Origin of the sequence: Pedobacter steynii, assembly GCF_900103665.1 — a bacterium.
Lineage (GTDB): Bacteria > Bacteroidota > Bacteroidia > Sphingobacteriales > Sphingobacteriaceae > Pedobacter > Pedobacter steynii.
Window position 1 is genome coordinate 292,671 of record NZ_FNGY01000007.1, and the last position, 21,177, is coordinate 313,847.

16 protein-coding genes are annotated in these 21,177 nt (G+C 43.3%); 4 read left to right on the forward strand and 12 right to left on the reverse strand.

Annotation, left to right across the window (positions count from 1 at the left end; genetic code table 11):
- Positions 1-5: 5 nt before the first annotated feature.
- Both BLQ87_RS20370 and BLQ87_RS20375 read right to left on the reverse strand, forming a co-directional pair.
- Positions 6-1,394: a TolC family protein gene (locus BLQ87_RS20370; RefSeq protein ID WP_083361971.1), complete on the reverse strand. Its 1,389-nt coding sequence runs from the start codon at positions 1,392-1,394 to the stop codon at positions 6-8.
- A gap of 38 nt (positions 1,395-1,432) precedes the next feature.
- On the reverse strand, positions 1,433-2,032 hold the full coding sequence (locus BLQ87_RS20375; RefSeq protein WP_074610443.1) for a Crp/Fnr family transcriptional regulator: 600 nt from the start codon (positions 2,030-2,032) through the stop codon (positions 1,433-1,435).
- A gap of 179 nt (positions 2,033-2,211) precedes the next feature.
- Here BLQ87_RS20375 and BLQ87_RS20380 point away from each other — a divergent pair, with 179 nt between their 5' ends.
- Entirely contained in the window at positions 2,212-2,958 is a 747-nt protein-coding gene (locus BLQ87_RS20380) for a metallophosphoesterase (protein WP_074610444.1), read from the forward strand.
- 21 nt (positions 2,959-2,979) lie between these two features.
- Here the strand turns inward: BLQ87_RS20380 and BLQ87_RS20385 are convergent, their stop codons facing one another.
- The 6 genes from BLQ87_RS20385 to BLQ87_RS20410 form a co-directional block, all read right to left on the reverse strand.
- Positions 2,980-3,438 (reverse strand): NUDIX hydrolase, encoded by a 459-nt coding sequence (locus BLQ87_RS20385; protein ID WP_074610446.1) that lies wholly within the window; start codon positions 3,436-3,438, stop codon positions 2,980-2,982.
- Between the two features lie 170 nt (positions 3,439-3,608).
- Positions 3,609-4,013 carry a response regulator gene (locus BLQ87_RS20390; RefSeq protein ID WP_074610448.1) on the reverse strand — a complete coding sequence of 135 codons (405 nt, stop codon included), beginning with the start codon at positions 4,011-4,013 and terminating at the stop codon, positions 3,609-3,611.
- A 111-nt stretch (positions 4,014-4,124) separates the two neighbouring features.
- The gene (locus BLQ87_RS20395; protein WP_074610450.1) at positions 4,125-4,595 is read right to left on the reverse strand and encodes a DinB family protein; all 471 of its coding nucleotides are present in this window, start codon (positions 4,593-4,595) and stop codon (positions 4,125-4,127) included.
- Between the two features lie 95 nt (positions 4,596-4,690).
- Positions 4,691-6,142, reverse strand: a complete 1,452-nt coding sequence (locus BLQ87_RS20400; protein WP_074610452.1) for a nicotinate phosphoribosyltransferase — start codon at positions 6,140-6,142, stop codon at positions 4,691-4,693.
- Positions 6,143-6,246: 104 nt separating this feature from the next.
- Positions 6,247-7,086 (reverse strand): ribose-phosphate diphosphokinase, encoded by an 840-nt coding sequence (gene prs, locus BLQ87_RS20405; RefSeq protein ID WP_074610454.1) that lies wholly within the window; start codon positions 7,084-7,086, stop codon positions 6,247-6,249.
- A gap of 108 nt (positions 7,087-7,194) precedes the next feature.
- On the reverse strand, positions 7,195-7,902 hold the full coding sequence (locus BLQ87_RS20410) for an NUDIX hydrolase (RefSeq protein ID WP_074610455.1): 708 nt from the start codon (positions 7,900-7,902) through the stop codon (positions 7,195-7,197).
- 133 nt (positions 7,903-8,035) lie between these two features.
- Between BLQ87_RS20410 and BLQ87_RS20415 the strand changes: the two genes are divergently transcribed.
- Complete coding sequence (locus BLQ87_RS20415; RefSeq protein WP_074610457.1) at positions 8,036-8,218, forward strand: hypothetical protein; 183 nt, start codon at positions 8,036-8,038, stop codon at positions 8,216-8,218.
- A gap of 124 nt (positions 8,219-8,342) precedes the next feature.
- On the opposite strand, the gene BLQ87_RS20420 is transcribed toward BLQ87_RS20415, so the two are convergent.
- The 3 genes from BLQ87_RS20420 to BLQ87_RS20430 form a co-directional block, all read right to left on the reverse strand.
- The gene (locus BLQ87_RS20420) at positions 8,343-9,455 is read right to left on the reverse strand and encodes a class I SAM-dependent methyltransferase (protein WP_216857832.1); all 1,113 of its coding nucleotides are present in this window, start codon (positions 9,453-9,455) and stop codon (positions 8,343-8,345) included.
- A 194-nt stretch (positions 9,456-9,649) separates the two neighbouring features.
- Positions 9,650-10,135: a DUF4112 domain-containing protein gene (locus tag BLQ87_RS20425; RefSeq protein ID WP_074610459.1), complete on the reverse strand. Its 486-nt coding sequence runs from the start codon at positions 10,133-10,135 to the stop codon at positions 9,650-9,652.
- A 58-nt stretch (positions 10,136-10,193) separates the two neighbouring features.
- Positions 10,194-10,988 carry an alpha/beta fold hydrolase gene (locus BLQ87_RS20430; protein WP_074610460.1) on the reverse strand — a complete coding sequence of 265 codons (795 nt, stop codon included), beginning with the start codon at positions 10,986-10,988 and terminating at the stop codon, positions 10,194-10,196.
- A gap of 519 nt (positions 10,989-11,507) precedes the next feature.
- Between BLQ87_RS20430 and BLQ87_RS20435 the strand changes: the two genes are divergently transcribed.
- Positions 11,508-18,812: a LamG-like jellyroll fold domain-containing protein gene (locus tag BLQ87_RS20435; RefSeq protein ID WP_074610462.1), complete on the forward strand. Its 7,305-nt coding sequence runs from the start codon at positions 11,508-11,510 to the stop codon at positions 18,810-18,812.
- 45 nt (positions 18,813-18,857) lie between these two features.
- On the opposite strand, the gene BLQ87_RS20440 is transcribed toward BLQ87_RS20435, so the two are convergent.
- Positions 18,858-20,246, reverse strand: a complete 1,389-nt coding sequence (locus tag BLQ87_RS20440; RefSeq protein WP_074610464.1) for an aminopeptidase P family protein — start codon at positions 20,244-20,246, stop codon at positions 18,858-18,860.
- Between the two features lie 280 nt (positions 20,247-20,526).
- On the opposite strand from BLQ87_RS20440, the gene BLQ87_RS20445 reads away from it, so the two are divergent.
- Positions 20,527-21,012, forward strand: a complete 486-nt coding sequence (locus tag BLQ87_RS20445; RefSeq protein WP_074610466.1) for a hypothetical protein — start codon at positions 20,527-20,529, stop codon at positions 21,010-21,012.
- Positions 21,013-21,177 lie beyond the last annotated feature (165 nt).

Genomic DNA, 21,177 nt, shown 5'->3' on the forward strand with positions numbered 1-21,177 from the left:
TTCATTTATTGAATGGTAGAACGGTTGAGGTTACCGGTAGCTTTTAATAATTCGATGGCATTGCGGCGCTGGTTAAAAACCGCCTTAAGATAATCAAGCGCAGCGCCCTGGTAATCGCTTTCTGCACCGATCAAATCCGCTGCTTTGATCAATCCGGTTTTGAATTCCTTGCCGGCTTGCGTCAGGGCATTTTCTGCCATCTTCCTTTGTTTTTGTTTGAGCACTAGCTCTGAATTGGAATTGTTGTAATCCGTTTGTGTCTTGATCAGGTTCAGTTTCAGCTGTTCTTCCGCTTCGGCTTTTTCATTTTCCGCCTTTTTCACTTCTATCCTCGCCTGCTGAACTTCTCTTTTTCCCTTATTTCCATCGAAAATATCCCACTTAAAACCTATGCCAACAGTGAAATTTGGGGCCACCTCGATCTTGTTCGTATGACTGCTAAACCTTCCGATCACAGGCAGGTCGTGCTTTCCTTTCATGTCTACATCGAACAGGTTCAGATAACCCAGTGATGCCGCGGCCTGCACTTTCGGTTTCCACCAGGTTTGTGCTGCTTTCAATTTAAAACCCTGCGCTTCTATGGCGGCTGAAAGGGCCGTAAATTCCGGTCTGTTTGCTATGGTATTTTGAGAACTTACGGTGTTAATGGGAGAAAGGTCGTTTTCTATCAATCCTAACCGCTCCAGGCTAATTCCGGTAAACATTTCCAGCTGGTGTAATAGAAGATTTCTTTTTCCTTCGTATTCCTGTATTTTAGAAGCAAGGGTCGCTTGTGCCACCTCCACTTTCTGATGTTCGTATTTGGTGATCAATCCATAATTCAAGGCCTTATCCGCTGTTTTCTTATTGATTTCATATCGGTCCCGGCTTTTATCCAGCAAGAGTTTCACTTGTCTGAGCAAGGCGAGCTGATCGTAGGCTTTGGAGATCTCGGTAATGATCTGCTGACGGTCCTTTTCCAGTAAAGCAGTCTGTGCTTTCGTTTTCGCATCTACCGCACTTTTAAGGGCGGATACTTTTCCACCGGCATACAAGACACTGCTCAGGCTGAGGTCTGCTTTAAAAAGATTTGCACTGGAGGTAAACCCTGAATTGATTTCCGGGATACTGATCAGGTCGAATAAAGAGGTTCCTGGTAATCCCAAATTAACGCCATTGGCGAGAAATGCATATTTACCGGATACTTCTGCATTAGGGAGGTATACTTCTGATAATTTCTTACGGTCGATTTTAGAGAACTCAATATCCAACCGCTTATTGGCAAGCATATGGTCCTTATTCAGGGCACTGTCAATCAGCTCAGTTAATCCCGGAGGACCAGATTGCTGTGCGTGCAGCATTAAAGGAGAAGATCCGATAAAGAGTACAAAAATGTGTTTTAAAAAAGCTTTCATTACACAAGGATTTTATGAAGGGGCAAAGGTCTGGTTAATTATGCAATTCTCTTTTGATCCAGATCAAAAGCAAGCTTTTTTCTGTTTCTGATTCTACTCAGCGTTTCCTGGGTGATGCCAAGGTAAGACGCAACGGTTCCCAGAGGAGCTCTTCCGATGATGCTTGGCTGCGTGTCCATCAGGGTATCATACCTTTCCTCGGCGCTGAGAAACTGAAGCGCAACGATCCGTTCACCCGCCTTTAACAGGAAGCTTTGCAGGGTTTTATTTTCCAACCGCTGCATCTCCGGAAAATCGACGAGCAACACGTTTAAATCTGTATAAGATATGGAATTAAGCAGTCCGTCTTCCAGCATTTCCATGTTGTATTTGGAAGCAGATTGGGTAAAAAAACTCTCGGGGATGGTTACAAAATCACCTTCGGTATAATACCCGTAGGTGATGTCTTTACCCGATTGGTTGTGGTAAAAGATTCTGATCAGACCCTTCTCTATGAAGAACAATTCTCTGGCGATCTTTCCGGTTTGATGCAGACTTTCTGTTCTGAAAACCTTTCGTTCTACAAACTTCTCCCGGATCGCCGCTTCCATTTCTTTGGAGACAGGGATCACTTTTTCGATTTCTGTTAGTAAGAGCATGCTTAAACAAGTAGGTGAATACTGCAAAATAATCAATTTTATGCGCTAAAAGGAGAGAAATAAGAGATAATTAATAAGTCACTCAATTCCAGTCAAAAAGGCAACGGACCGATTATTGGGGTATTCCTCTGCTTTCTTTCCATAAAAAATCTACCTTTAATGGCTACACGAATACCATAATGAAGATACAGATCATAAGTGACCTACATCAGGAGTTTGGCGTTTCAGCGCTCAACTTTGAAAATGCTGATCTGGTCATTTTAGCAGGAGATACCAACCTTGGAACAAAGGGAATTGAATGGGTTAAGAAATTCATTCCGGATAAACCTGTAATCTATATCCTTGGAAATCACGAATACTACAAGGGCAGCTACCCGAAGACACTTCACAAGATTATCGAGGAATCAAGGGATTCAAATGTAACTGTTCTTGAAAACGACAGGATTGAATTCAATGGAATACGGTTTCATGGTGCAACCTTATGGACAGACTTTTCTTTATTCGGAAGTCCGGTTGAATATGGAATTATCTGTCAGACTCAAATGAACGATTATAAACTCATCCGCCGGGATCCTTCCTACTCCAAACTGAGAAGCATAGATACTTTTAAAATCCATCAGGCTTCCAAGGCATGGCTGGAGCAAAGTCTGGAAGAATCAAAGGGATATAAAAACGTGGTTGTTACTCATCATGCGCCAAGTCTAAGATCCGCACCTGAATTATATAAGAATGATCCGGTAACTGCAGCATATGCTTCTGATCTGGAAGGGATGATTAAGAAATATAATCCTTTGTATTGGATTCATGGACATATCCATACGCCAGTAAGGTATAAAATCGATCAGACAGAAGTGATCTGCAATCCGCACGGGTATATTAATGAAAAATATAACGGCTACAATAGCGAACTAATTATTGAGATATAAGTTCAGCGACCTTAAGTCCGCCTATGTTAACAAGGCATTCAATTCTACTAACAAAGCGAATTGCTGCCCGTTAATATACTGCTTTGCCTCCTCCAGACAAAACCAGCCTGCTTTATCGACTTCATCAAAAGCAACCATTTTGCCAGATTTTGGCGGCCATTCCAGATCAAAGGTATTGCAGCGGATCCGCTTATGATCCAAATCACCGGCAACAGCCCAACACCAGACTTGCTTCCCTCCCTTTTGTACAATTGGCTGAAGTGCGATAAACTTACCTTCCGGCCGATATCCGGTTTCTTCCTCAAACTCTCTGATGGCCGCTTCTAATGGCAACTCATCCGGTAAGAGCTCTCCTTTTGGCACTGTCCACCAACCCAGGTCTTTATTGCGGAAGAATGGCCCGCCAGGATGAACAAGAAAGAATTCCAACCCTTTCACCGTCTTTCTATACAACAAAATACCTGCACTTTGCTTTGCCATTGTTTTATCGTTAACCACAAGTTCAACAAGGAAGCGGAGAAAAAGTTTTTACTTCAAACCACCAGCTACGCTGCTGCTGGTGGTTGAAGGATTAAACGACTTATAAGAATATAAAACACTCGCTTGATAACCGTTCAGCTCAATTGAAAGTTTACCGGAAATTACGTGTTTTAAAGGCGGAAAACACCTGTTTTATGACGTCTGTAGTGCAAAGCCAGCTTTTCAAGCTGATTTAGCAAAATATATAAGTCAAAAGGTTTTGCGATAAAAACATCACACATAAAATCTTCAACGGGTAAAAGCGTCTCTGAAAACGCAGAATAAATGACTACCGGAATGTTGCAGGTGGATTCATTTTGTTTAACCCGTGCACAAAGCTCTTCGCCATTCATTATGGGAAGCATGTAATCCAGCAAAATTACATCGGGCTGGAAATCCTGGGTAACCCTGAGGATTTCTTTAGTATAACGCAAAACCAGACAACGGTACTGACGCGCTTCGAGAACTTCTTGCAGTAGTTCCGAAAGCGCCGCATCATCTTCAACAATAAGGATTTTCTTTAAACAATCTTTCATACAAAGAGGGTCTGTATAAAGTTAAGCATCTCATTTCCCTTCTGTTGACCGTCTTTATACGGTTATTTAAGAAAAAACTACTTGTTTATCCTGCAATCCCTCCTCCTGTTTTCAGTTTTCCTTTACCACCAGCATCATTTGTTTAACCGCGCCAAGATGATAAGCTGCATGAGGAAGCAGTGCCAATGTTCCTTTCAGCAAATTCTCGTCCGACCAGTCTTCAACTTTACTGATGGCTTCCAGAATGAGCAGATAAGCTTCCAGAAGATCCTGCTGTAACCTGAGCCATTGTACTTCGTCTACTTCAGAAACCTTCCAGCTCGTTTCCCAATCAGACGAAGGCCTGTTTCCTTTATAGAATTCAAGCGCAAAATAGAGGCTCCACCTCAGGTGTTCGGTATGGGCAGCGATGGTACTTCCCCCTTTAACAATTGGCGTCGATGCCTGTTCGGCACTGATCGTTTCTATCGCAGCAGTAAAACCATGTCCGGGTTTGGCGTCGATCACCCAGCTTGGACTGTCGTGAACTCCGACGTATAATTCCTGCAATAGCTCAAGCAATCCTTTGATTGAATTTTCCATAACTTATAGCATTGATTAATAAGACCTTAATACAACAACACCCGATCATAAAAAATGTTTATACCCTTGCAGGGGCATAAACATTTTTTATAAATTTAAAGTTGCGCTACAGCTACTTCCTCCTGCATTTTCACCAGCGTTCTGATCTCTTCCAGACTTGTTTCTTTCATCAGTTTTCCATCGCGGTATACCACCTGAAGTAAAGATCCTGCTTCTTCGGCAGGAGTGCACTGGTCTTTCGTCAGGTAAGCATCCCCTTCTTTGATCAGACAAAGCATTCCTTTCAATGATTTCTTTTTATGATCCGTGATCGGATCTTTTTCAATTTCTCTTGGCTCGCCATTTACTTCCACATAGGTTGCTTTGATCGCAAATCCTAAAGTATCACGACTGTGGTTTCTTAAGATCCCACCTACTCCGATCACGAGGTTACTAGCTGCATAGCCCATATTTCTCAGGCGTTCCAGGGTCCTCAGGTATCTTTCGATATACATGCCATCACCATAGATCAGGCCTACTTTAGGGTTTAATATTTTATATCCTTTGCTGTTCAGTGTAGAACCGAATTTCTCATCTAATAAACGGATGGCGCCCTTCCACTCATTGCTTCCTTCTTCCGCCTCAGGGTTTCCGCAGATGATGTATTCCGGATTTCCGCTGTCTGGTCTGAAGACTACTTTTCCATCTCTTTTCAGGATGTCTTCTTTTAGCGTTTCTGCAAATTCCGTCAGTACTTTGTAGACATCAAAAGTATCAGATACGATGGATACAATTCCTGTAGGATACAGCTCCAGCATATGACGGAAAGCGCCGATCTCATCTTCCCTTCCGAAAGAACACATCACACTGTGCTCACTGGCAGGGACAGAAAGCAGGATTGGGGCACCCTGAATGTCGGCATTGTAATATTCTACTGCGCAAGGTAAGGCAGGTACGTTATCACTTCCCAGGAAAGACAGCAAGTGTGCTACCCCACTGATCGCCGCTCCTTCTTCTGAAGCATCTCCGCGGTAACCGAAATCGTGAACCTGGAAAGCTTTAGCCGCTTCCATTTCGATCTCATCTGTTTCGCTGAAATAACGGCTTACAATTTTACGGTACTCATGACTGCAAGTGGCTACGGTAATGGTATACCAAAGTTTTAATAACAAGCTTTCCATAAATCCAACTACCCAGTAGAAATCAGGATGGGTATTGGTGATCGTCATCAGCACGTTTCTTACCGGCATGATCGTTCCTTCTTCTACGGCTTTAATTTCTATTGGCAGGTAGCCCAGCTGACAAAGTGCTCTGATTTTGCTTTCTATCTCCGGAGAATTGTTGCCCAGGATGAGTTTACGGTAAGTCAGGAACTCCTCTCCCATTTCCGGAGTAATCGGTTCAGACAAATACTGTTTGATATAATATTGAAGTCCGAAGAAAACAGTTTCATCGAAGTTTTTATCACTGCGCGCAGTGAGGTAAGAATATACTTTATTGCAGCCTGGAGCATACTGTTCCATGTGGCCCATTTTGTAAACGTCGGTTTGAAGAAGGATATTTTTCATAGTCGTGTTTTTAAAGGTTATGAAGCGATCATCAGCTTATTGCTGTTTGTAAGTGGTATGCTGATGATGGTTTCATAGTCGTGTTTTTTAAATTAAAAGGGAGATTATAATTCGATCAGGTCGGCCAGCAGTATTCTGCTGATCAGGTCTGAACTGTCGTTTTTTATAGAGTCTGTGGTATAGATATGGTCAACCCAGTCTACCAGTTCTGCTTCTCCATGAGACATGATGCCATGAGAAACGATCAGGCTGACCTTACCAGCGTTTCGTTTTTTAAGTTCTTTTGCCACACCTACGAAGGTGGCACCACCATCACAGATATCGTCAATGATGAAGCAGTCTTTGCCGCCCAGGTCGTCCTGATCAACGGTGATCTGTTTGATCTTTCCATTGCTCACATCTCTCACCTTATTGCAAAGGATGATGTCATTGTGATAAGCCAGGGCTTCGGCCAGTTTATAGATCTTTTTCAGGGCTCCGGCATCCGGAGAAACCAGCAGGTAGTCTGTATGATTACTCAGTACCTGTTTCGCGAGGCTATAATTACTGATCAGTTCGCAGTTGTCAAGTAAAGCCAGGGATACTTCGGAATGCACATCAAAGACATACACTTTCTCAAAGTTGCAGCTGTTGATCAGGTTGCACATCACCTTGATGGAAAGTGGCTCTCCTCCTACCATCACCCTGTCCTGACGGGCATAAGGAAGGTAAGGAATAAATGCGCTGATGGTTTTGCTGCCGTTTCTGCGCAATGCATCTACGGCCAGTAACAACTTCATCACTTCATTGGAATCGTTCAGTCTGGCAGAAACCAATACCTCTTCTGCAGCATCCTGTAATTTGATGTGTACTTCACCTCCGCTAAATAAAAAGCTTTTGCTTTCTATCTCTTCCAGAGAAGAATCGAAGGGCTTGAATCCGGTTGATAAATTTAATACTCTCATATCTATTTGCGTTACAATGACACAAATTAAAGTCTTTATTCTTTCTTAAGCAAATTAATTTGTGTTTATTTTACACAAATTAATTTAAAAACCCATAATCAACTGATATTAAAGGAGTTTATTAAGATCGAAACCATTTACTTTAAGCTGTTTATATTTTTCATAATCGAAGGAATACAAATTCCCCGGTCGGCCGGCCCCTACAGATGGCGCCTTTTCATCCAGTTCAATAACCAGGCCTAAAGACATCATTTTACGTTTAAAATTTCTTCGGTCGATGTTATGACCTAATAATTTCATGTAAAGTTGTTCCAGGTCAGAGAAGACAAATCTGGCATCAAGGAGTTCAAAACCGATGGGTTCATAAGTAATTTTTGCCCTTAAGCGGGCGATGGCTTTCGCTACGATCTCCTGATGATCGAAAGCCAGTGAAGGAAGGTCATAAATATTGAACCAGGCAGCTTCGGAAGCATCTGTGGAGGCAAACAAACTGAAATCAGCAGATTTAACCAGTCCGAAGTAAGCCACAGAGATGATGCGGGTTCTGGGATCACGGTCGGGTTTACCAAAGGTGAAAAGTTGTTCCAGGTAATTGATAGACACTCCTGCTTCCTCCTGAAGTTCACGTGCAACTGCTGCTTCCAGGCTCTCCTCATTGTGTACAAATCCACCGGGCAAGGCCCAGTGCCCAAGAAAAGGTTCGATTTTTCTTTTGATCAATAAAACGGAAATCCCATTCTCCTGATTATAGCCAAAAACAATAGCGTCGACGCTAACTTTTATATCTTGTTTAATGGCAGGTGTAGTTTTATTCATTTGTAGAGATAGCTTCCTGCAAAGTAATAACATTAATTGGGGAAAGTGAAAGCTTTTTCAGGATATCCCCGCGTAATAAAACCTAATTTCAACAGGATTGTTATTAAATAAGAAGGATTTAAAAATATCGATTATGAGCAAGCGTATTAATGATGAATTCGGATCTATTTTGAATTCTAAATTCAGAAACAGGGATTATTACTTTCATCCCGACGAGGACTTCAGGGAAGATAAAGAATGGGCCAGGGAAAAATCTGTTAAATCTTCCAAAAAAGATGATATTAATAAAAAATCACCCGAAGAAGCTTCTCAATAGCATAAAAAAACCGGTAATGTTTTACCGGTTTTTTTATTTCCCTCCTGATCAAACCGCAAAAAAAGCATTTAGTGATCCGTTTGGCAATGATGGCAAGCCGGATATTAGCACTGGCTAATATTCGCTAAGCTCCGGGAAGGACCACACTTAGTCCGGATAACTTTTCGCCATTCATTCCCTTTTCCTGGATCAGTACTTTATACTTATCCCCCATCTCCATTAATAAAATGCGGCTGATCCTGTTTATTTTTTGAACTGCGGAGATCACATCCTCTTCGGGAGACGAAGTATCAATGAGCTGCGCTCTGAGGCCCAGAGACATTAAGAACTGGCATTGATTGGTCAGGCCACAGGTTTTTAATCCAGCTTTCGCTCCCCAATGGCTTAACGCGGAGAAGTTAACATGGCTGGTAATGTCCTGCTGACCAATATGATGATAGGGACAATCATTAACACGATGTTTATGGTAACACATCAATGTCCCATATCTTCTGTAAAATTGATAAAGATTAGAAAAGCCATAATCTATAGTCATCAGATAACCTCTGTTTAAAGTAGCTGCGATCTCGCTAATCCAGGTCAGCGATTCCAGATTAACCTCTGTGTGGTAGTTGTAGGGAAGGTCTACGTCCAATTCAGAAAAGTAATTTTTAAGTGCGGCATTTGCCGTTCTAAGTTCTTCGGTAAAACCATCTTCGTAACCAACGAATACTTCTTTCAGTTCCTCTTTCATTACTACCCGCTGAACGGCAAAATTATCTACCAGCTCATTTGACAATATACATCCATTAATCTCCGGGATCTGATCGACTGAATCACACCAGATTACTTTTTCAGTTAAATGTTCTTTTTCTAATTGACGCATCAGGCTACTTTTTTCAATGATGTAATATCGCAGATCATCATACATAGGCCTGTTACTTTTCAAAGCTCCCAATATTGATTTGCATAACGCTCCGGTTCCTGCTCCATACTCCACAACCATAAAAGCTGTTTTTCCCAGATAATGCCACATTTCCTCAAGTTGTTTCGCTATGGTTGCACCAAAGGCTGGCGTAAGTGTTGGACTGGTATAAAAATCGCCGTTCCGGCCAATAGGGTTGTTTCCTGAAGTATAATAACCCAGCTGAGCATTATAAAGGCATTCTTCCATATAGTCGTGGAAGGAAATCGCGCCCGTTTTCTGAATACGCTTTTTGATCTGATCACAAAGTTCGATACGATCTGTATGCTTCATAAATCCCGGAACAAAGGAAAAACCAAAAAGTTTTCCCTAACGGAATAATACAAGAAAGCCACCTTATGAAGGTGGCTTTTATTTGAGGTCTTTATTCATCAGTTAGACAGCGGTCTGATCACGGGTAACTGAATTCGTTGGAGGAACCAAGACCGGTGCCTCAGGATCATTTGCAGATAACAGAGATTTTTCCTCTAGAACAAACTGATGATCCAGGCCGCGATATACCATAGGATAATCATAAGTATCATGAAGATGATAAAAAGCACGGCTAAGGCCAGAAGGATGGTACTCTTTCCACTTCCCTGATGTTTTCCTTCATGGTAATATTCTTCCATGAGTTTCATATTCTTTGTATTTGATTTAAAGAAGAAATCCCAGATCTGACCGATTCCGGGAATCGCCCCTATAGTGGCATCGAGAAAGATATTGAGGCACATCAAAACGACAATCTTACTGGTCAATCCTTTACTGGACATCGCCAGTACCAATCCTCCGGAGATGATAAATCCGGCAAAATCTCCTGCAAAAGGAATAAGGTTTAGGATCGGATCAAGTCCGAAGCGGAATTGCGTTCCCGGAACCCGAAACTGCTCATCCATGAGGTAGGAAAGCTTCCTTACCGTCCTGATGGTCGGGGTATTGGGAATTTCGTTTTGATGATGAGCGGTCTTCGACATTTAAGGTAAACGGAATCTGGGCTCAAATGTTTTATTTAAGGGAATTTAGCATTCCCTTTTATGACCTGATGGCATTGATCGTCTCATTTAAGGCCTCATTGAATGCTTCCGGATGTTCGATCATTGGATAATGACAAGTGCCTGCAATCTCCCTTAACTCGAAGCCATGAACTGCATTTTTTTGTAATGCTTCGATATTGGTAGGATAATAGGTTACGTTAATCAGATAGATCTTCAGCTTTAAATGGGGAAGCAAATCCTTTTCCACCTGATCCATCTTAAAAAACTCCGGCATGGTTGCCTGCCCCATAGGTTCATAAGTGTTCCTGTAATCTGCTACTATCCTATCGGTAATCGCCGCGGGGGTATCCGGGCTAACCAATGCCATCCTTGCATATTGCTCATTGGTTCCTGCAAAGTCTTTCCTCAGGCTATCGATGACCCCTCCCACCTGGTCCTGAAATTCAGGGGCCAAAGGAGTAGCTAAGTTTTTAAAGTTATCGACAACGATAAAACCAATAATAGGATCCGGGAATTTTGTTGCTGCGATCAGATTGAGATCGGCGCCCAGAGAATGACCGATCAGGATCACCTTTTCCAGTTGGTGGTGTTTGATTAGCGCAACAATATCATCCGCCAGGCCTTCAATCGACCAATCACTTCTTGATCTGCCTGATTTCCCATGACCGGCGAGGTCTAACGTAACAACCGTATAATCGCGTTTAAAAAAGTCGACCTGTGCTGCCCAGTAACTTTGGTCAATGTAAGCACCATGAACAAATAACAGGGTAATAGCTCCTTTACCATCAATGTGGTGATTAATCGTGGTTCCGTTGTTTTCGAATTCTCTCATTATAGTATATTTTGGCGATACTAATTTAACATTTCAACCTTCATTATTCTGTTTTTTCTGAAAATCCTCCATCCCTTGAATCAATGACGCAGTACAACGAAAATGAATAAGAGCGTTGGTATTGACGAGACCATGCAAACGTTTGCGTTGAAATACACAGGGTTGCATTGTAATACGAATATTACTCCAAAAGCACCATCATTATATACCGATTTAGTAGAATTTATGCCTTAAATCTCTTTGATCTGTTACTGATCTCTGAAAAACACCAATATCATTTTATCATCCGGGTTAAAAAACCCTCAAACGAGCTAAATAAATCAATATCAATCGTTTGCGCAATGATAAAAAGCAGATTCCAAACAAAAGCCCTTAAATTGGATTTACCAAACTAACCATCCTAAATCTTCTCTTATGAAATCTCTCCTTCATTACCTATTCCACTTCAGGAAAGTACCTGTACTCCTTTACGTTCGAAGTAAACCGCAGCGCTAAACCAATCAAACCTTATATACCATTATGAAGAAAATTTTATTATTTCTTTGGGGCATTCTTGTGCCTTTATTTTTAGCTGCGCAGGTTCGGAAGCCTGCCGAAAAAGACTTCCGGATCCTCCATACCAACAAGGAATTTAAGCCCGAAAAGGGCTTTCGCTCTGATCAGAGCAGCAGTATGACCGATCAGAAAAAAGGAAGGATAAAATACCATAAAGGCGAATACTTCCTCGTTCAGTTCGAAGAGCTTCCGGATGCTGCACAAAAGGAAAAGTTAAAAAGTCTGGGCATCAAACTGCTCGACTATGTCCCAAATTACTCCTATTACGCACATTTTAAGAAAGAACTCAACTCGGATCAGTTTCCCGCTTTGGGCATCAGAACGGTTTTACCTATAGATGAAGGTTTCAAATTATCTGAAAACCTCTTCAGAAATAAAATCCCCCAACATGCCAGAAAAGGCACTGAACTGGAACTGGAAGTTCTCTTTTATGATGAAGCAGACCTGGTGGCAGCCGAAACGGCCATCCTCAAAGAGGCCCGGATCAAAGCTAAAGGTCAGGCCAGAAAATGGACCATCATGATCGCTCAGAACAAGCTGAAAAAGCTCGCTGCAATTAAAGAGATCAAATTCATTTCTCCTGTTGAAGACGCCCCTAAACCGGAAGTAGATGGGCCCGGAGATATCTTTGCCAATAACATTGGCCGCTCCAACTACATCAACAGCGGTTTTAACGGGTGGAATTACAATGGTGCGGGTGTCAATGTACACATCCGTGAAAATGACTTCCTACAGGACATTGACATGCAAGGCAGGATGATTCCGGGTTCGGCGAATGTAAACCCTGGAGGTCACTCCTGGAGTGTTTCCAAACGAATGGGCAGTGCAGGAAATTACGATCCTAAAGATCAGTCCAATGCATGGGGTTCAAACTTTTATGTCGTTTCCGGACAAAACACCTATACCAATTACGACGATCCCAATAAAAAGATCAGGGTCACGAATATGTCTTATGGCTGGGGTGCGGATGCGAATTATAGTTCCTTATCAAATGAGCACGACAACTATATCCGGACCAGACCGGAAGCCATGCTCGTTTACTCTTCCGGAAACAGTGGGGATATCGTCCCGATTGGCGGCAAATACAATGGCCTGCCAGGCTGGGGGAACCTTACCGGAAGCGCAAAACATGCCAAAAACCTGCTGACCATCAGTGGAACGGATTACGATGATAATTTCCTGGACTGGACCAATAAGGGGCCTGCTTACGACGGCAGGATTAAACCAGACCTGACCATAGAAGGCTCAGGGGGAACTTCCTATGCAGCGCCAAAGGTTTCCGGCATATTTGCCATACTGCATCAGGCCTATAAAGCCGAAACACAAGCTACGACCGCCCCTTCTGCATTGATCAAGGCCATTTTACTGAACACTGCCGACGATATTTACAATCCGGGAATCGATTTTAAAACAGGTTATGGTCGTCCTAACGTCCGCCGTGCGTTCAAAACCATCCAGAACAGGAGCTTCAGCACTGGTCAGATGGCAAACGGTGCTTCAAAAACGACCAGCATTGAAGTCCCTGCAGGCACAAGCCAGGTCAGGGTTTTGTTATATTGGGCCGATTACGAAGCGACGCCCGGTGCGGCACAGTCGCTGGTGAATGACCTGGACCTGAATGTAACAGATCCATCATCCAATACTTTCCTGCCATGGGGATTAGATACTGCTGCAAATGCAATAAGCCTGAATTCTTTACCTACCAGAAAAGCAGACCACATCAATAACGCAGAACAAGTGACCATAGACAATCCTGTGGCCGGAACTTATACGTTAAACATCAATGGAAACCTGATCCCACAAGGGCCTCAGGAATATTTCATCACTTATGAATTTATAAAAGACGAGATCATGATGGCCTATCCTCTTGGTGGAGAAGCCATGGGGCCGGGAAAATCAGAATACATCCGCTGGGATGCTTATGGTACTCCGGGCACTTTTAATCTGGATTATTCCACAGATAACGGCAGCACCTGGATGGCCATCGCCGGCAATATCGCCGCAAATAAACGACAGTTTAAATGGACTGTGCCCAACCTCTCTTCAAAAATTCAGATCAGGGTGAAAAGAGGTGCCCAGGAAAGTATTGCCGGCAACGTGAATGTACTCGCCGCACCCGAAGGCTTGGAAGTAGTTTGGGCAGGGAGCAGTTCTTTGCAATTGTCCTGGAGGAAACTAACCCCCGCAGTGCAATATGAAGTATTTAAGCTTGGGGAAAAATATATGGAATCAGCAGGTCTGACCAGCGATACCAGTATCGTTCTGAATGGTTCAGATCCGAACAAACAGGAATGGTATGCGGTTCGTGCGATTGGCGCAAGCGGATTACAGGGACTTCGTGGAAACAGTATTCCTAAAGAAACAGGTCTGTTGAATTTCAAAAACCTGATTACAGGAACCGCATTCAACATTCGTAAAAATGGAGCCTTGCTTACAGGTAAAGTCAACGCACTCGGAGGAACATTAACGAATCTGATCTTTGAGTATGGCCCTACTACTGCTTATGGTTCCCAAACCAATGTTGCAGGATCTTATTCGGGCGCCAATCTCAACCCCGTTCAACAGGAAGTTCCGCTGACCATGAAATCGGGAGAAATATGGCACTACCGACTGAAAGCTACAGCCAATGGCACTGATGTTTTTGGAGAAGACCATACCTTCCAACCTGCTCCGGGTAATTCCGTTGCTTTTACAGGAACAGGAACTGAATACATTACTCTAGGTAGCAATTCTGCCATTAACGGCACAAAGGCAAGAACGATAGAGCTTTGGGCAAAGGCCGATGCCTTTAACGATGGCGGCGTATTTGCAACGGGTATCACCGGAACAAATTTAGGGGAATTTAGTTTGAGAACCACGACCACAGATAACCTTTGGAGAGCAAATTTCTGGAACTCCAGTAAAGATTTCACCCTGGCCAACAGTAAGGGCGAATGGCACCATTACGCATTGGTGTTTGATGGAACAAATGTGAGTTTCTACTATGATGGGGAACAAAAACTGGCACCAACTCCAACCGCTCTAAACACGACAAACGGTCTCGTGCGACTCGGTTTATGGAACAGCGGGCCGAGCAATAAATTTTTCAAAGGGGAGATCGATGAAGTGAGGGTTTGGAATAAGGCTTTAAGCTCTTTTGAGATCAAACAAGGTTTCCACCACCCTGTTCAGGGAAATGAAGCCGGACTGGTTTATTATGCGAATTTCGACAACCAAGAGGCTGAGATTTATGATATCGTGAGCAAAAAAGCGGTATTGGTAACCGGAACTCCTGTTCGGATCAAAACGGCCTATCCTTTTGGTGGGGGTGCTTCACAGGCAAAATCTGAAGTCGCCGGAAGTTCAGTTTACGGCAATGGGGTCAATGTTACTGCTTTCTACAACGCGGTTACTCCTGTGATTGCAGGATTCTCTAAAATAGATTTCACCTCGCCTGCATTCAACGACTTCTCTCCTTCTGCGGTTAAAATTGGTAATGAATATTGGGTAGGGAACCGTTTCAATACGAATGCCAACCTGAATATGAATTTAACTTTTACGAGTACGGAAGACCTGACCGCAGCAGATCAGTTACATCCGGAGAAGATCCTGGTGATGACCAGACCTGCTTATGGAAGTGCAAAATGGCAGTTCAGTACACCTGCAACTGCAGTAGATGAAGTCAACAATACGATTACAGTAAATAACCTAAATGCGTATTCGCAGTATTTCTTTATCAAAGATAGTGCGCCTTTTCTATTGAGCACCGCAGATTCACTCGTTTTCAGCGATGCCAGAGCAGGCTCAAAAACAAAGTCGGAGAGCTTCCTCTTATCAGGAACAAACCTGTCTGCAGATAGCATTAAGATAAAAGCGCCTGCAGGATATGAGATCTCGATGGACAACCTGACTTTTGTAGGTGCCAATTCATTTCTGACGGTCAGCCCTGATAACGGAACAGTTAAAGACCTGAAGATCTATGCACGTTTTACACCAACTGCAGCGCAGCTTTATACAGGTACAATTAAAATCAGCTCAGGATTGCAGTTGTTTTCCGAAGTCAAAGTCAGCCAAAGAGGAATTAAGGCAGATGTGATTGCCGGAAAAGCAATGACTTTTGATGGTAACGGAGATTACCTGGAAATTCAGGAACTCAACTGGCAGCCAAAAGTGTTTACCATTGAATGGTGGCATAAAGCTAAATCTTATAAAAACTATAACCAGTCAATCGGTAATGGATGGGGCTCGTTCCTCGTTCATTCCGATACTGGCGGGGGATTGAATATTGGTGTAGCCAACAATACGGCTTCCAGGTTAATCATCACCGATGCGTTTAAGGACCTGGCCTGGCACCATTACGCCTATACGTTCAACAATGGCGTTGCGAAGATCTATAGAGATGGAAAGCTGGCCGACAGCAAGACGGCTTCTTCACTCCCACCGATGTGGAGCAGTTTCAAGATCGGATCTACCGATGGCAATTCTGTTGACGGGGAGATGGAAGAATTCAGGATGTGGTCTGTGGAGAAAACACAGCAACAGGTTCGTGAAGGAATGCACCTGACATCAGTAGGAAACGAGCCAGGCTTAAAAGTCTACCTACAGTTCCAGGATGCCCTAAAAGGCGTATCAGATTTATCAGATAACGGATATAAGGTTTCTTTAAATGGCGATGCGAAAAGACTGGTCTCTACCGCTCCCGTGGCCGCAGGAATCAGCGAAAGCAAACAAATTACCAGCTCCGGAATCAGCGATTATCCGTTAGCAGGTTTGAGTTTAACGTTTTCTGAAACGGGTACCAATCCAAATGGAGAAGTGGTAGTGAGCCGGTTAAAATCTATTCCAAATGAAAACACCAGCGTCTCGGTACTGGACAGTACCTATTGGGTGATCAACAATTACGGAAGCAATACCGCTCCTACCGGATTGGTTGGGTTGAGCCTGAAAAACGTACAGGATCCTGCTGCCACTGAAGGGCTGTACCGCCTCAGTTCCCGTGCTTTTAACGCCTTTGGCCAGACCTGGAACTCCATGGCAACCCAGCTAAGCCCGACAGCCAATCCGGTGAACTTTAGCATCAGCCCTGCTGCCACCACTTTCGGACAGCTGGCACTGAACAAAATTTCAGGATTTGAGCCATTGGAAACACTGGCAGGGAAAGCTTACAAGTTTGATGGAACTGCAGGCGCACTAAAAATAACAGGACTGAACTGGAAGCCAACGGCCTTTACCCTTGAATACTGGCTAAATGCAGCATCGGCAAAATCATGGAATCAATCGGTTGGAAATGGCTGGGGAAGTTTCCTTATTCATGCAGATGACGATAAAGGATTGAGCATCGGCGTTGCCAATAATACCGCATCCAGGATTGACATTCCAGGAATGTTTAATACGCTAAATACCTGGCATCACCTTGCCTTCAGTTACGATAACGGAGCTGTTAAACTCTATATAGACGGTCAGTTGTCGGCGTCAAAGCCAAGTTCATCGGCCCCGCCACTATGGGATAATTTTAACATTGGAAGTATGGATGGGAATACCATCAACGGAAGAATGGATGAATTCCGCTTGTGGTCTACCCCACGTACTGCACAGGAAATTCAGGAAAATATGCACCTGACTTTAAGTGGCAATGAACCTGGATTAAAAGTCTATTTACAGGGACAGGGAAATGCCGGTCCGGGACAGCTCATCGATGTATCACCGAACCACTATGTGGTAGAAGCTACCGGAAACGTACAACGCGAAGCATCTTCCGCTCCGGTAGCCAGCGGGCTTAGTCAGACTTTAGCGTTGACTGCCGCCGGAAAATATGATTTCAACCTTGCCGGACTGGCCTTAAATTATGCCGCTACAGGAACTTATCCCAAAGGAAATGTAGTGATCAGCAGGTTGAATAGCCTTCCTTTTAACCTGTCGGCCAACACCAATACATTGGATTCCAAATACTGGATCATCAGAAACTATGGAGATATTACAGCGAGCGCTCTTGAAAGTGCGGAATTGTCCGGCGTTGTCAACAGCAGCGTAAACCTGAACCTTCATCAACGCGGCTTCAATCAAAGCGGAGATTGGAGTACGGGAATTCAGGGAAGCAGCCAAACAGGCTTCAGCAGCTTCTCTGCAGGAACTGCTGACCTTAGAAACAGTCAGATCATCATCGATAGTAAAGCAAATACCGCACCGTTGATCGCTTTCAGCAGTCCTTCGAACAATGGCAGTTATAAAACCACAGATACGATAAAAATGACAGGAACCGCGACAGATCCGGATGGACTGGCACCGGTAGTAGAGTTGTACAATGGCCCGGCAAAACTCAGCACCCTCAGCGGGCCTTCGTTCAGCTACAACCTTGGACCACTTTCTGACGGAACTTATCAGCTGCTGGCCAAAGCCATAGATAAAGCAGGACTGACGACAACAGATACGGTCTCGGTTACTGTTAAGACCAACACCAATCCGCTGATTGCTTTAACCTCACCTGCACAAAGCACTGTGTTTGACACCTCACAACCTATTCTTTTGAAGGCAGAAGCCAGTGATAACGACGGAACTATTGCCTTGGTTGAATTCTATGATGGAACCCTGAAAATCGGAGAAAGCAATACCTTGCCGTATCAGTTCAACTGGACCGGAACAACGGTTGGCAATCATCAGCTGACTGCAAAGGCGAGAGATAACAATGGAGGAGAAAGTAATTCCGAAATACTTGTCCTTCAGGTAACACCGGTAAATGCTCCACCTGCGGTAGCGATCATCAGTCCTGAAAACGGAAGCCTTTTTAATCCAAACAAAAAGGTGACCATCACTGCCCAGGCTACGGATTCAGATGGCGCTGTTACCAGGGTAGAATTCTTTGAAAGGTCTGCTAAAATTGCAACGCTGACCACTCCACCTTACACTTTTAACTGGCAGCCAAAAGATCCGGGTACTTATTATATGAGCGCTGTCGCTACGGACGACAAAGGATTAACAAATACCTCAGCTACAGTAATCGTTAACCTCGAGAAGAAGAAAGATGCCATTCAGCCTTCAAATATCATTACGCCAAATGGAGATGGCAGAAATGATAAATGGATCATTGAAGACATTGCTAACTTCCCGAACAATAAGGTTACCGTTTTCAGTAAAAAAGGAAGAATAGTGTTTAGTACCAGAAATTACTCCAATGATTCTAATTATTGGGAAGGATTATTCGATGGAAGTCCACTATTGGAGGATACCTATTTCTACACCATTGACATCGGCGCAAAACAAGCCTATACGGGTTTTATCACCCTGATCAGATAATGGTTTTATTTACCGGATGTCTTTGGGGGCATCCGGTAAATAATTTTAATAAGCGTTACTTCTTATTGCTTCTACGTCCTCTACAGAGATCGCCAGGTCTTTACCCAGCTTACGGGAACCTTCATTGGTGATGACATAGTCGTCTTCTACCCTAATCCCACCAAAGTTTCTATACGCTTCCACTTTATCGTAATTGATATATTCTGAAAGGTGATTGCTTTCTTTCCACTGATCGATCAGTTCCGGAATAAAGTAAAGTCCAGGTTCTACAGTCAATACATAACCTGCTTCCAAAGCTTTTCCCAGCCTCAGTGATTTCAGTCCGAATTGCGTGGTGTTCTTTTTCAATTCGTCAGTATATCCTACATATTGTTCGCCAAGGTTCTCCATGTCGTGAACATCGAGTCCCATCATGTGGCCGGTACCACATTGGAAAAACAGCGTATGCGCACCCTGAGCTACCGCATCTTCCAGATTACCTTTCATGAGGCCCAAAGATTTTAATCCTTCCGCAAGGCTGAGGCAGGACCTGTTATGGATATCGAGGTAACGGACTCCAGGTTTCAGGGCTTTTACCCCTTCCTGATAAGCATTTAACACAATATTATAGGCTTCTTTTTGTGCGGAAAGGAATTTCTTTCCTGCCGGATAAGTACGGGTAAGATCGCCTGCATAACCCATTGGCGTTTCTGCTCCTGAATCGTTGAGCACCATGTCTCCTTCTTTTAAAATGTTCCCATGGTGATGGTTGTGCAGAATCTGTCCCTTAACCGTCAAAATAATCGGGTAAGACAGTTGTCCGCCTGATTTTAGCGCCACCTGATGAACAGCAGCTGCGATTTCATTTTCTGACATCCCCGGTCTTGCGATCTGCATTGCCATCAGGTGCATATCAGCTGAGATATCAGAAGCTTTATCCAGCTCCACCAGCTCTACTGCTGACTTTATAGAACGCTGTGCCACAACGGCTTTAATGAAGGGTACAGAAACCGCTTCGCTAAGCTCGCTTTGTTTAAGGTCCAGCAAGTCTGCCAGTTTGATTTTGGCTTCGGCGCGATATGGCGGTAAGAAATGAACTTTTCTTTTATTTTTGGCAAGGTAGCTTTCGAGTGCTGAAGAAGGAGAAACGATGGCTATTCCGGCATCATCTGCTTTCGCGCGAAGCGTCTTTTGTCTGCCCATCCATACAATAGCATCCATGCTCATCTCATCCCCAAAAAGAATCACTTTATCTTCATCAATATCGATGATGGCGTTTAATCCCGGTTCCTGGATTCCAAAGTAATAAAGAAAAGTACTGTCTTGTCTGAAATGATAGGTGTTGTCAAAGAAGTTCATCGGGCTCTCTTCATTGCCTAAAAAGAGCAGGATTCCATTGTTGAATTCTCCGGCCAGTTGTTTTCTTCTTTCTATATATTCGTTTTTATGAAACATATGTGATGATTTTAAGGTGTTGTCTCAAAGTTAGAAAAAGTTCATGTTGTTAGCAGAGGTTCTGAATTTTTCCTTGTTTCTTATTCCGGGGATATCTTTGTCTGATTCAGGAGTTCCCACTTATTGATATTACCCATCTTATTTATTAATAATACCTGGAAACCAGTATAAAAAACTACTGGTTTTCCACGATTGCAAGTCAGCAGTTGCATTTTTAGCTTTGTCGGAATTAAACACCCTTATCCCCCTTTTATCTTAAAAAACATTAAACAAATACATTATGATCATTAGAAAACTACTTTTTTCTTTTACCGCGGTTGCGGCATTATTTACAATGAATGTCAGCAATGCAAATGCTCAGGATTACAAACATGCAATTGGTGGCCGTTTTGGTAACGCCAATGGTGTAAGTTTTAAAACAGCGCTTAACAAAGGCGCAATGCTGGAGTTAATTGGAAACTTTAGAAGCAATAGCGGTGTAACTTATATGAATCTGACTGGTTTATACGAAGTTTACAACCCGATAAAAGGTGCGGATGGCCTTAACTGGTTCTATGGTGGTGGCGCAACAGTTGGTGCTTACAAAATAAAACATGGTGGTGGCAGCGATATATACTTGTCGGCGAATGGTGTTTTAGGATTGGATTACAAAATAAAAAATGCGCCGATTAACTTGTCGTTAGACTGGATCCCTGCGCTGCAAATCACTCCTGATACTGAATTTTGGGGCGGTGATATCGGTTTAGGTGTCCGCTTCACTTTCTAAAGAAGATAGATTTACTTCAATTTCATGTAGCTGGGATAATCACAATTATTCCAGCTATGTTTTTATAACAATGTTAACACCACCATCCCTAGCGCTCCTATGGTCATAATCAAAAGCCCGATGTAAGTATAGATTCCTTAAATCAATTCATCTAACAGGCTATTT

What these genes read in the sequence shown, in the direction of transcription:
- BLQ87_RS20425 (WP_074610459.1), bottom strand. Translation starts at nt 10,135, where the DNA reads ATGTCGAAGACCGCTCATCATCAAAACGAAATTCCCAATACCCCGACC.
- BLQ87_RS20410 (WP_074610455.1), bottom strand. Translation starts at nt 7,902, where the DNA reads ATGAATAAAACTACACCTGCCATTAAACAAGATATAAAAGTTAGCGTC.
- BLQ87_RS20375 (WP_074610443.1), bottom strand. Translation starts at nt 2,032, where the DNA reads ATGCTCTTACTAACAGAAATCGAAAAAGTGATCCCTGTCTCCAAAGAA.
- BLQ87_RS20440 (WP_074610464.1), bottom strand. Translation starts at nt 20,246, where the DNA reads ATGTTTCATAAAAACGAATATATAGAAAGAAGAAAACAACTGGCCGGA.
- BLQ87_RS20400 (WP_074610452.1), bottom strand. Translation starts at nt 6,142, where the DNA reads ATGAAAAATATCCTTCTTCAAACCGACGTTTACAAAATGGGCCACATG.
- BLQ87_RS20435 (WP_074610462.1), top strand. Translation starts at nt 11,508, where the DNA reads ATGAAGAAAATTTTATTATTTCTTTGGGGCATTCTTGTGCCTTTATTT.
- BLQ87_RS20420 (WP_216857832.1), bottom strand. Translation starts at nt 9,455, where the DNA reads ATGAAGCATACAGATCGTATCGAACTTTGTGATCAGATCAAAAAGCGT.
- BLQ87_RS20385 (WP_074610446.1), bottom strand. Translation starts at nt 3,438, where the DNA reads ATGGCAAAGCAAAGTGCAGGTATTTTGTTGTATAGAAAGACGGTGAAA.
- prs (WP_074610454.1), bottom strand. Translation starts at nt 7,086, where the DNA reads ATGAGAGTATTAAATTTATCAACCGGATTCAAGCCCTTCGATTCTTCT.
- BLQ87_RS20380 (WP_074610444.1), top strand. Translation starts at nt 2,212, where the DNA reads ATGAAGATACAGATCATAAGTGACCTACATCAGGAGTTTGGCGTTTCA.
- BLQ87_RS20415 (WP_074610457.1), top strand. Translation starts at nt 8,036, where the DNA reads ATGAGCAAGCGTATTAATGATGAATTCGGATCTATTTTGAATTCTAAA.
- BLQ87_RS20395 (WP_074610450.1), bottom strand. Translation starts at nt 4,595, where the DNA reads ATGGAAAATTCAATCAAAGGATTGCTTGAGCTATTGCAGGAATTATAC.
- BLQ87_RS20445 (WP_074610466.1), top strand. Translation starts at nt 20,527, where the DNA reads ATGATCATTAGAAAACTACTTTTTTCTTTTACCGCGGTTGCGGCATTA.
- BLQ87_RS20390 (WP_074610448.1), bottom strand. Translation starts at nt 4,013, where the DNA reads ATGAAAGATTGTTTAAAGAAAATCCTTATTGTTGAAGATGATGCGGCG.
- BLQ87_RS20430 (WP_074610460.1), bottom strand. Translation starts at nt 10,988, where the DNA reads ATGAGAGAATTCGAAAACAACGGAACCACGATTAATCACCACATTGAT.
- BLQ87_RS20370 (WP_083361971.1), bottom strand. Translation starts at nt 1,394, where the DNA reads ATGAAAGCTTTTTTAAAACACATTTTTGTACTCTTTATCGGATCTTCT.